This is a genomic window from Streptomyces hilarionis (assembly GCF_024539675.1).
In the GTDB taxonomy this organism is placed as follows: domain Bacteria; phylum Actinomycetota; class Actinomycetes; order Streptomycetales; family Streptomycetaceae; genus Streptomyces; species Streptomyces hilarionis.
The window spans coordinates 68,653-78,683 of record NZ_JAHHIT010000053.1 but is presented as its reverse complement, the minus strand read 5'-3'; the positions used below and the strand labels follow the sequence as shown (position 1 = coordinate 78,683).

The 10,031-nt window shown below is 74.7% G+C and carries 9 protein-coding genes; 4 read left to right on the top strand and 5 right to left on the bottom strand.

The features are described from left to right. The first annotated feature begins 124 nt into the window (after positions 1–124). A complete protein-coding gene (locus tag KMS84_RS13705; protein WP_256916467.1) occupies positions 125–1,843 on the top strand; it encodes a right-handed parallel beta-helix repeat-containing protein in 1,719 nt (572 codons plus the stop codon). Continuing rightward, on the top strand, positions 1,840–2,247 hold the full coding sequence (locus KMS84_RS13700) for a hypothetical protein (RefSeq protein ID WP_256916466.1): 408 nt from the start codon (positions 1,840–1,842) through the stop codon (positions 2,245–2,247). Before KMS84_RS13705 ends, KMS84_RS13700 begins: the two co-directional genes overlap by 4 nt. A gap of 104 nt (positions 2,248–2,351) precedes the next feature. Here KMS84_RS13700 and KMS84_RS13695 read toward each other — a convergent pair whose 3' ends face one another. The 5 genes from KMS84_RS13695 to KMS84_RS13675 form a co-directional block, all read right to left on the bottom strand. After that, complete coding sequence (locus KMS84_RS13695; RefSeq protein WP_256916465.1) at positions 2,352–2,780, bottom strand: OsmC family protein; 429 nt, start codon at positions 2,778–2,780, stop codon at positions 2,352–2,354. A gap of 71 nt (positions 2,781–2,851) precedes the next feature. Continuing rightward, the gene (locus tag KMS84_RS13690; protein WP_256916464.1) at positions 2,852–4,648 is read right to left on the bottom strand and encodes a vWA domain-containing protein; all 1,797 of its coding nucleotides are present in this window, start codon (positions 4,646–4,648) and stop codon (positions 2,852–2,854) included. Continuing rightward, complete coding sequence (locus KMS84_RS13685) at positions 4,645–5,706, bottom strand: ATP-binding protein (protein WP_256916463.1); 1,062 nt, start codon at positions 5,704–5,706, stop codon at positions 4,645–4,647. The genes KMS84_RS13690 and KMS84_RS13685 overlap by 4 nt, the downstream gene beginning before the upstream one ends. Before the next feature lie 108 nt (positions 5,707–5,814). Beyond that, positions 5,815–8,103 (bottom strand): phage holin family protein, encoded by a 2,289-nt coding sequence (locus KMS84_RS13680; protein WP_256916462.1) that lies wholly within the window; start codon positions 8,101–8,103, stop codon positions 5,815–5,817. Between the two features lie 30 nt (positions 8,104–8,133). Further along, a complete protein-coding gene (locus tag KMS84_RS13675) occupies positions 8,134–8,544 on the bottom strand; it encodes a hypothetical protein (protein WP_256916461.1) in 411 nt (136 codons plus the stop codon). Between the two features lie 84 nt (positions 8,545–8,628). Here KMS84_RS13675 and KMS84_RS13670 point away from each other — a divergent pair, with 84 nt between their 5' ends. Together KMS84_RS13670 and KMS84_RS13665 are read left to right on the top strand one after the other, a co-directional pair. Continuing rightward, a complete protein-coding gene (locus tag KMS84_RS13670) occupies positions 8,629–9,402 on the top strand; it encodes an MBL fold metallo-hydrolase (protein ID WP_256916460.1) in 774 nt (257 codons plus the stop codon). Continuing rightward, positions 9,399–10,025, top strand: coding sequence for a DedA family protein (locus KMS84_RS13665; RefSeq protein WP_256916459.1), 627 nt, complete (start codon positions 9,399–9,401; stop codon positions 10,023–10,025). Before KMS84_RS13670 ends, KMS84_RS13665 begins: the two co-directional genes overlap by 4 nt. Positions 10,026–10,031: the final 6 nt, after the last annotated feature.

The window sequence follows — 10,031 nt, the reverse complement described above, 5'->3', positions numbered from 1 at the left end:
GGCCCGGGCGGCGGCGGGGCGGGTGAAGGCCTTGTGCGTCCCGGCCGTCGCCCGGGCCGCTCCGGTAGCATCGGTGACCGCGGGTCGACGATCCTTCACGGTCGGTGCGGCGGGGGAAGCGGGCATGGTCAAGAAGTACGTCGTGTCGCCGCACGGAGGCCGCGGCGGCCATCCGGACATCGCGTCCGCGCTGCGCGCCGCGGCCGCCCGGGGCCGTGCGGCGCGCGTGGAGATCGCTCCCGGCCACTACGAGGAACGGCTCGTCGTCCGCGGGGAGGTCGAGCTGGTCGCGCTCGGCGAGCCGGGCTCCGTGGTGGTGAGCCGGCCCCGGGGCACGGTGCTCGACGCTCTCGGCACGGTAGCCGTCCGCGGGCTGGTGCTGGTGGGGCGGGGCGCCGACGCAGGCGTCGTCGACTGCCAGGGCGGCGCCCTCGTGCTGGACCGGGTGGAGGTGCGGGCGCACGACGCGGTGAGCGTGCACGTGCGACCGCACGCGGCGGCCACGCTGACGGACTGTCTGTTCCGCTTCGGCCGGGTGGTGTTCGCCGGCTCCGCCGGACACGTCGAACGGTGCCGGTTCGCGGACTCCGCCGACAACGCGCTCGCGGTGATCGAGAACGCCCGGGTCACGGTGCGGGCCAGCCGTGTCGACGGCGCCCGCGTCCACGGCGTGCGGGTCAGCGACGCGTGGGCGCATCTCACCGGGTGCGAGGTCACCGGGACCGAGAAGGCGGCCCTCATGGCGGACACCCGGGCCGAGCTGACCGTCGAGGACTGCACGGTCGAAGCGGTGCACATGGCGGCGCTCGCGTTCATCGAGCAGTCCGGCGGCTCGGTCCGCGGCCTGCGCGTGACCGACGCCGAGAACGGGGTCCTCGTCGCGAGCGGCGCCGACCCCTCGGTGCACGGCTCGGTGTTCGCCGACTGCCGCGACACGGGCGTCCACGTCCAGGACGCGGGCCGGGGCACGTTCGACGACTGCGAGATCCTCGGCGCGGGCAACGTCGGGATCCTGTCCACCCGTGGCGGCGCTCCCCGGGTCACCGGGTGCCGCGTCTCGGGCGGCAACGTCGGCATCGCCGTCACCGACAAGGCCCGGGGCCGCTTCGCCCGCACCGCCGTCATGGATCTGACCGGCGTCGCGCTGCGGGTCTGGGACGAGAGCAAGGCCGTCTTCGAGCAGATGCGCGTCGAGCGCTGTCCGTTCGGCCTGGAGACACGCGGCAACGGCGGGACGACGGCCGAGCTCACCGACACCACGGTCCACGACTTCGCCATGGCCGCCGTGGCCGCGGTCGGTCAGTCCCGGGCCACGCTGGAGCGAGTGCGCGCGGAGCGCGGACTGCTCGGCTTCAGCGCCGGCGAGGAGGCGCAGCTGCACCTGCGCGACTGCGGCGTCTCGGGAGCGACCGCCGGCGGAGCGCTCGCGCACGGCTCCGCGCGGCTGGTCGCCGTGAACCTCGACGTCGCCGGCGCCGAGTCGTTCGGCGTGTGCGTGACGGGCTCGGCGTATCTGGACGTCGCGCACAGCCGTTTCGACGGCTGCGGGGCCACCGGCATGCGCTTCGACGGCTCGGGCGGCGGCCGGCTGGTGGAGTGCTCGGTGACGGGCACGGGGGCCACGGCCGTCCAGCACAACGGCCGTGTCGACCTGACGACGTTGCGCACGACCCTGCCGGTCGTACGGATCGCCGAACCCGCCGCCGCGCCGGCCTCCGTCGTCAACAACTACTACGGGCCCGTCTTCCACAGCGCGGTCCATCACGCCCAACTGGCCTGGAACAACAGCCAGGTCGTCCAGCAGCAGACCGACCGCAGCGACGAGGACGGAGCAGGCCGATGAGCGACCCGCAGCAGGTGAACAACTACGACGGGCCGGTGTTCAACTGCGCCGTCTCGGGATCCCAGTTCGCCTGGAACAACGAGACGGTCACCCAGAACCAGCAGCTCAACGGCCCTGTGACGCCGGGATACGAGGCGCTCGCGACCCTGGTGGGCGAGCTGTTGCGGCAGCTTCCCGGGGCCGGCCTCGCCGACCGCGAGCGCGAGGACGCCGAGGCCGCCGCCCGGGAGGTGCTGACCGAGGTCACCGCGGCCGAGGGCCCCGAGCCGGGCCGGCTGCGCCGTGCCCTGAACGGTCTCAGGGGAGCCCTGGCCCCGGTGGCGACCGGGATCGCGGCGGGAACGGCGGTGGGGGCGCAGGAGTGGGCCCAGGAGGCGATCAGGGGCCTCGGCGCACTGATGTGACCCTCCCCCGCTCCGGCCCCGGCCCGTTTCCGCCCGGAGTCGGCGGACGCGGCCCGGGGCCGGGGTGCGAGGGCCGGGGCCCGGAAGGGCGGCGGCGGGGCCGCTCAGGCGAGCTTGGCCGAGAGGGTGATCGGGACGGCCTTGAGGGCCTGGCTGACGGGGCAGCCGACCTTGGCCTGCTCGGCGGCGGCGACGAACGCCTCCTCGTCGAGGCCGGGGACCGTGCCCTCGACGGTGAGGTGGATGCCCGTGATGCCCTCGCCCGGCTGGAAGGTGACGTCGGCCGAGGTGGTCAGCCGGGTGGGCGGGGTGCCCGCGCCGGCGAGGGCGTGGGAGAAGGCCATGGAGAAGCAGCTGGAGTGGGCGGCCGCGATCAGCTCCTCGGGGCTGGTCTTGCCGTTCGCCTCCTGGGTGCGGGCGGCCCACGTCACGGGCTGCTGGTCGATGGCGCCCGAGGAGTCGAAGGTCACGACCCCGTTGCCCTCGATCAGACTGCCTTCCCAGACGGTGTGTGCGGAGCGCGTGGTGGCCACGGTTCTTCCTTTCGCGTGGGTTTCCCGTCGGGGGACGGGTTTTCCGTCCCCCCATCCGATCACACTCTCGCTCACTGCACCCGGAACACGGGTCCCCGTGCCGTGAACGGCAGCCGGCGTCCCTGCGGGACGAGGTAGGCGTGCTCGCGCCGGATCCGCAGGACGTCGCACCAGCCGTCGGTGATGACCAGGAGCGGCGCGCCGGGCGGGAAGTCGTCGGCGCGGTGCAGCAGGTCGACGCCGGGTTGCAGCACGGTGCCGCCGCGCCCGTGGACGCGGACCCGTCCGGCGATGTCGGCGACCGGCAGGTAGCCCGCGTCGTGCGGGGCCGCGTCGCAGAACACGACCCGGGCGGCCGGCACGTCGCGGGCCTCGGCGTAGGAGGCGATGGCGCCGAGCGCCTTGCCCAGAAGGGTGCGGTCCATGGAACCGGAGGTGTCCAGCACGACGCCGAAGGTGCACCGGGCGACCTCCTCGGGCGGGAACCAGCGGCCGGCGCGCGGGATGTCGGGGGTGGACGCCTGGCGGCGCGCGGGGCGGGCGTACGTCCGCAGGGGCTCGGGGCGGGGCACGAACTCGTCGAACCAGCGGGCGAGTCGGGCGTCCCAGGGCAGCGGCGGGTGGCTGAGCGCGCGGATCTCCTCGACCAGGCCGCCGGGCAGGAAGCCGCGTTCCTGCCGCTGGTGCAGGTCGAGGCCCTGGGCGAGGCCGCGGCGGTAGAAGCCGTCGAGGTCGACGTGGTCGCAGGGCGGGCCCAGCGGGGCGCCGAGGACGTCGCCGAGCCCCTTGCCGCGCAGGGTGGCCAGGCGTCGCGCGCGGCGCAAATCCACGGCGATGCGGTCGTAGACCTCCTCGGCGGACAGCCCCGCCAACTGGGCGTCGTACAACAGTCCTTCGGGCATCACGCCGACCTGCATCTCGCGCAGCCAGCCGTTGATGACGTAGTCGCAGGCGACGTTGAAGAGGTAGGGGTCGCGGGCGCCGCAGCGGTCGCCGTGGCGCAGGGCGGCGTGCAGCATCTCGTGGGCGAGGACGAACCGCCACTCCTCGTCGTCGAAGGTGCGCAGCGGGTTGACGTAGATCTCGCCCGCCTCCGCGTTCACGGCGGCGACCTGGATGCCGTGCGCGCGGGCGAGTTCGGCGTCGGCGACGAGCGTGATGCCGGCCGCGAGGGCGCCGAGCAGCGGGTAGGAGGAGACGAACCAGCTCAGGGCCCGCTCCCAGGGGCGCCGGTCGGGCACCGCGCCGTCCAGGGACTCGCGCCGGCCGCCCGCCATGTCCATCGCGGCGGACACGGTGCGGGTCAGGGCGGCCGCGAACGCCAGCTGCCAGTCGGGCGTCCCGCCGGCGTAGCGGCCCCATGGGACGAACACCTGGTCGGCCTCGCGGCCCGCGGTGCCGCAGTGCTCGTGGGCGGGCGGGAGCCCGGTGCGCCGCCAGCGGGCGGCGAGCTGCTCCTCGTCGCCGCCGGGGTACGTCGGCGGAAGGTCGTCGGGGGCGGTGCCGACGCGGAAGGTCAGCAGGAACCGGTTGACCACGGTGCAGCGGGCGGCGAGCGCGTACCGGTCGGGCTGGTCGCGCCGGTCCGTGGACGCCGGGAGGTGGCCGAAGCCCAGGTGGAGGGCGGCGTGGGCGAGCGACCAGGCCCAGCGGGCGGGTTCGGCGACGCGGGTGGGGTGCGCGTGCAGGGTGCCGTTGGAGTCGGCGCGCACGAGTCCGTCGCGGGGCGCGGCGGGGCAGTCCTCGCGGCGGCAGGTGTCGAACTCGACGGCGGCCAGCGCGGGGTTGGCCCGCATCAGCGCGAGTCCGAACTCGAAGTTCTCCTTGGCCAGGTCCCGCCGCTTCTTGTCGCGTTCGGCCCGGGTCACCGGCGGGCCTCGACCAGGCGGGGCATGTCCCGGGCCGCCTCGACCAGGAACCAGGCGGGCAGCACCGGGTTGCCGTCGGCGTCGGAGGCGATGACGGTCTGGGCGACCTCGACGGAGATCTCGGCGAGCTGCACGAGCAGCGACTTGGCGCGGTACGCGGTCTGCCGGCCCTTGGGCGACATGTGCTCCTTGACGGCGGGGAGTTCCTTGACCAGCCGCCCGCGGAACGAGTCGGCGAGGTAGTAGAGCAGGTCGCGGTCCTCGACGCGGTGCGGCCAGGAGGCCTCGCCCTTCAGGACGGCCTCGATGCCGTACCGGCTGCGGACGATCTTGACGTAGCCGCAGAAGGCGGTGGCGTGGGCGGGCGTCAGCGTGCCGTGCGCGAGGACCTTCAGGGTGTCCTCGTCGAGGTCGCGCCCGAAGGAGTGCAGGGCGTCGGAGAGCATGTGCCAGGAGCGGGGCGTGGAGAACGGCTCCTCGGTCTTCGGGGGCTTGGACCACAGGTGGTCGGGGCGGTCGGTGAGATGGTCGAGGATCCAGGGGTGGATGCCGTTGTCCGCGGCCCAGCGCAGCCAGTCCTTCGCGGACGCCTCCAGGTGGACGTGGGTGAGGCGGTTGACGAGCGCGGAGGCGATGGGCCGGGCGAGCGCGTTGTCCGTGGCCCGGTTCCCGGCCCCGATGACGATCGAGCCCGCGGGCAGCTCGTAGTCGCCGATCCGGCGGTCGAGGATCAGCGAGTAGAACGCCTTCTGCACGTCGGGGGTGGCCGCGTTGAGCTCGTCCAGGAACAGGCAGTAGGGCTCGTCGCGGGCGATGGCCTGCGGCGGGCAGAACACCGAGCGGCCGTCGCGGATCTGGGGCACGCCGATCAGGTCCTCGGGTGCGAGCTGGGTGCCGAGCAGGCTCACGCACTCCAGCCCCAGGGACCGGGCGAACTCCCTCACGAGGGACGACTTCCCGATGCCGGGGGCGCCCCAGAGGAACACCGGTCGCACGGTGGCGAGCCCGAGCAGGAGTTCGGGGACACGGGAGGGCGTGACGGCGACGGCAGCCTGCAAAGCAGGGACTCCTCGGGGAGAGGGCGAAGGGTGCGCGAGTGCGCGGAAGGGGCGGAGGGATCCGCAGGGACAGTGTGATCCCGCGCGTCCGGCGGCGCAGCCGAATTTTCAGGCGACGTGCTCCCCCGGCACCGTCTCCGTGTCCGTGCCCGTGCCCGTGTCCGTCGTCGTCCCCGTGTCCGTTGTCGGCCGCGTCTGCGTCGTCGTCACCGGCCCCGTCCTCGACTTCGGCTCGGGTCCCGGTTCCAGGGGCACTTCGGGGCCGTTGGACTCGCGCAGCCAGCGCCGCAGGATCCGGTGGACGGCCTCGGCCCCCACCGGCTCCGCGCCGTCGTCGCCGTTCTCGCCGAAGTCGCCGGGCGCGGACAGGGCGAGCGGGGAGAGCAGGAACGGCCGGGCCTGGGCGCCGCCGAGGCCGCCGTGGGAGCCGATCTGCTCCTCGAAGGCGAGGACCTCGCCGTCGGCCGGGTCGTGGAAGGAGTTGACCATGATGTCGGCGGTGTGCGGGAAGGAGTGGGTGCGGCGCACGGCGTCGGCCGCGCCCGGCCCGAACACGTCCAGCGGCCCGCGCTCGTCGTCGAGCCGGTCCAGGGGGATCTCCGCGCCGTGCGCGCCGAGGACGACCCCGCCGTGCCGCTCGCTGCGCACCAGGAGGAACCCGACGCCGGGATGGTTGGCGAGCGTGGACAGCAGCGCGGGGTGACGGGCGTCGATCTCCTCCTTGCTCATCCGGTGCGGCACGTCGGGGAAGGAGACGAGTCCGAGGTTGCCCGAGGCGAGCACGAGCGGCTCGGAGCCCCGGCCGGCCGGACGGTGGCGTGCGCCGCCCTCCTCGACGGGCCGGCGCAGCGCCGCGCGGACGGCCGCGCGGGCCTCCGCGCCGCTGTGGGTGCGCTCGGCCCTGCGCGGGACGGGCAGCCCGCAGCCGGCCCGGACCAGGTCGCCGAGGGTGAGGCCGTAGCGGGCGCGGAACGTCTCGCCCGGGCTCTGTCCGTGGTCGGACAGCACGACGATCCGGTAGGGGCGGGGGGCGTGCTCGGCGACGCTCTCGACCAGGGCGAGCGCCCGGTCGAGCCTTTCGAGCACCTGTTCCGTGTCCCGGCCGAGCGGCCCGGAGTGGTGCGCGACCTCGTCGTAGGCCACCAGGTCGGCGTAGACGGCGGTGCGGCCGGCGAGCATGTCGCCGGTGACGGCCGCGACCACGACGTCCCGTTCGACGACGGTCGCGAAGGCGCGCACGAGGGGGTAGAGGCCGCCGCGTCTCACCCGCGGGCGCTCCTTGCGCAGGCGGGAGCGGGTGGACTGCGCGATCTCGCGGACCACCTCGGCGACGAACGAGAGCGCCGTGCGCACCGCGTTGGCCGGGTCGGAGAAGTACGCGAAGTACCCGGCCCGCGACCGGGTCTCGCGGCTGCGGCGGCGCGCGGCGATGGACAGCACGAGCGCCTGCTCGTCGGCGCCGCCGCTGAAGAGGTTGCCGCGGCTCGCGCCGTCGGCGGACAGCAGCCCGCCGTCACCGGTGCGTTCGACCGCCCGGCGCTGGAGTTCGGCGGCGCTGGTGGGGCGGTTGCTGACCATCACCTCCCCGCTGTCCTTCTCGTACCAGCGGAAGGCGGGCACGTCGTGGTTGCTGCCGTGCAGGATGCCCAGCTGGCTCGCGCCGGTCTGGCTCGACCAGTCGGTGCGCCAGGGCGTCAGCCGGTGCGTGGCCCCGCCGTCGGCCGCGGGGGCCGCGCCCTGTCCGGGCCCGCTGCCCAGCCACCGGGCGACGGTCGGCATCAGCCCCTTGCGCACGGCCGCTTCCAGCACGTCGTGGCCGACTCCGTCGAGCTGGAGGAAGACGGTGCCGGGCGTGACGGGACAGGCCGGGCCGCGTCTTCGGCGGCGGTCGGCCAGCCGGTACAGGCGGCGGCGGTAGGCGTCGTCGTCGCGGACGGCGAGGGCGCCACCGGTGGCGGAGGCCACCGCGGACATCACCGCCGCGACGATGACGGCGGTCTCGGGCGCCGCCTCGCTCTGCCCGGAGGGGTTCAGCCGCAGGGCGAGCAGCAGCAGCGAGCCGTTGAGGAAGAACACCAGCAGGCCGAGGACCAGGGCCGGCACCAGCAGCAGCAGGCGCACCAGCAGCGGCCACACCAGGGCGGACAGCACGCCGAACACCCCGGCGCCGACGGCCGCGGTCACGGCGATGGTGGTGGAGCTGTCGCCGTCGGCGGACTGTAGCCGGAAGTCGGGCAGTATCCCGGCCAGCACCAGCATCGTCAGCGTGGACACGACCCACACCGCGATGCTGCGCCCGGCCTGGCTGACCGCCCGCCGCCATCGCACCCCACGCACGCCGCGTACACCTCGCGTTCCGGCCCCGACGCCCGTGGAGCCCGCCCTCCACCCTGCCATACGGTCGTACCGGGAGCCCGGGGCGGCCGACTACCGTCCGTCGTAGCCGGCCGTCGGCATCGACAGCCTGCGGTGCACCCGGGCCTTCATCTGCGCGTCGTAGGCGGGCTCGGCGCAGCCGACGGTCTCCACCCGCACCCCGCGCCGCGCGCACTCCGCGGAGAACTCCTCGACGGACGACAGCGCGCTCTCCAGCACCCGGCGGCTCGGCGCGACGAACAGGTCGAACCCGGGCCGCACGCCGTCCCACAGCACGCAGTGGTCGGCGCGCACCCCGCGCACCAGCAGCTCCCGGCCGACGACGTATCCGCGCTCCGCGGCCCACCGCGCGCACATCGCGTGCTGACTGCGGGAGTCCACCAGGAAGGGATCGGCGTCCAGTTCCTCGAGCGGCGTCAGACTCGCGATCGCCGTGACCCGCATGACCCGCGACGGTCCCATGGCGTCCCCCTCACCTCCGGGTTTCGCCGCCGACCCTACTCCTGCCCGTAGGCTTCGGGGGAGTCGCGCGAAGGAGGCAAAGAGGTGCCGGTGGAGATCACGTGGTGGGGTCACGCCACCTGCACGGTCGAGGATTCGAACGTGCGCGTGCTCACCGACCCCCTGTTCGCCCGTCGGCTCGCCCACCTGCGCCGCCGCCGGGGCGCCCTGCCGCCGCCCGAGGCCTGGCGGGCGGACGTGGCGCTCGTCTCCCACCTGCACGCCGACCATCTGCACGTGCCCTCGCTGGCGCGCCTCGCGCCGGGCACGCGCCTGCTGGTGCCCCGGGGCGCTCCGCGCGCCGTGCCGGCTCTGCGCAGGCTGCGCCACCTGCGGCTGAGCGAGGTGGCGCCGGGTGACGAGACGACCGTCGGCGGCCTCCTCGTCCGCGCCGTGTCCGCGCGGCACGACGGGCGCCGGCTGCCGGTCGGCCCGCACCGCTCCCCCGCGCTCGGATATGTGATCGAGGGCGGGGCGCGGACCTACTTCGCCGGGGACACCGGCCTGTTCGAGGGCATGGCCGAGGAAGTCGGTCCGGTCGACGCGGCGTTGCTGCCGGTGGGCGGCTGGGGGCCGTACCTCGGCGAGGGGCACCTGGACGCGGGGCGCGCGGCCGAGGCCGTGCGCCGGCTGGCGCCCGACAGCGCCGTGCCGGTGCACTACGGCACGTACTGGCCGATCGGCATGGACGCCGTGCGCCCCCATGAATTCCATGCGCCCGGCGAGGAGTTCGTGCGCCTGACGGCGGAGCGGGCGCCGGAGGTCGCGGTGCACCGGCTCGGGCACGGGGAGAGCGTGCGTCTGAAGGCAGACCGGTGACCCTGCCCGCGGTGGCCGCGGCCGTCATACCGACGCAGGCCACGCAGCAGGCGCTCGGCTACCCCTCCCTGTTCCTGCTGGTGCTGATCGGGGCGCTGGTGCCGGTGGTGCCGACGGGGGCCCTGGTGAGCACCGCGGCCGTGGTCGCGTTCCACCAGAAGGCGCCGTTCTCCCTGGCGCTGGTGTTCGTGACGGCGTCGCTGGCGGCGTTCTGCGGAGACGCGGCGCTGTACTGGCTGGGGCGGCGCGGGATGCGCTCCAAGAACGGCTCGCGCTGGCTGGAGGCGATCCGTTCGCGTGCGCCCGAGGAGCGGTTGGCGCAGGCGCAGGAGAAGCTCGCCGACCACAACGTGGCCGTCCTGGTGCTGTCGCGCCTGGTTCCGGCGGGCCGCATACCGGTGATGCTGGCCTGTCTGATGGCGAAGTGGCCGCTGCGCCGCTTCGTGCGGGGCAACCTGCCCGCCTGTCTGGCGTGGGCGGTGACCTACCAGCTGATCGGGATCCTGGGCGGCTCGCTGTTCGCCGAGCCCTGGGAGGGCGTGGTCGCGGCCGTGGTGCTGACGGTGGCGGTCAGCGCGGCCCCCAGCCTGTGGCGTCGCCTCAGACGGCCCCGCACCGCCTGAGTCCGC

Bases quoted from the DNA above. Each gene is read 5' to 3' on its own strand.
- KMS84_RS13705 (WP_256916467.1), top strand. From the start codon at position 125: ATGGTCAAGAAGTACGTCGTGTCGCCGCACGGAGGCCGCGGCGGCCAT.
- KMS84_RS13700 (WP_256916466.1), top strand. From the start codon at position 1,840: ATGAGCGACCCGCAGCAGGTGAACAACTACGACGGGCCGGTGTTCAAC.
- KMS84_RS13680 (WP_256916462.1), bottom strand. From the start codon at position 8,103: ATGGCAGGGTGGAGGGCGGGCTCCACGGGCGTCGGGGCCGGAACGCGA.
- KMS84_RS13675 (WP_256916461.1), bottom strand. From the start codon at position 8,544: ATGGGACCGTCGCGGGTCATGCGGGTCACGGCGATCGCGAGTCTGACG.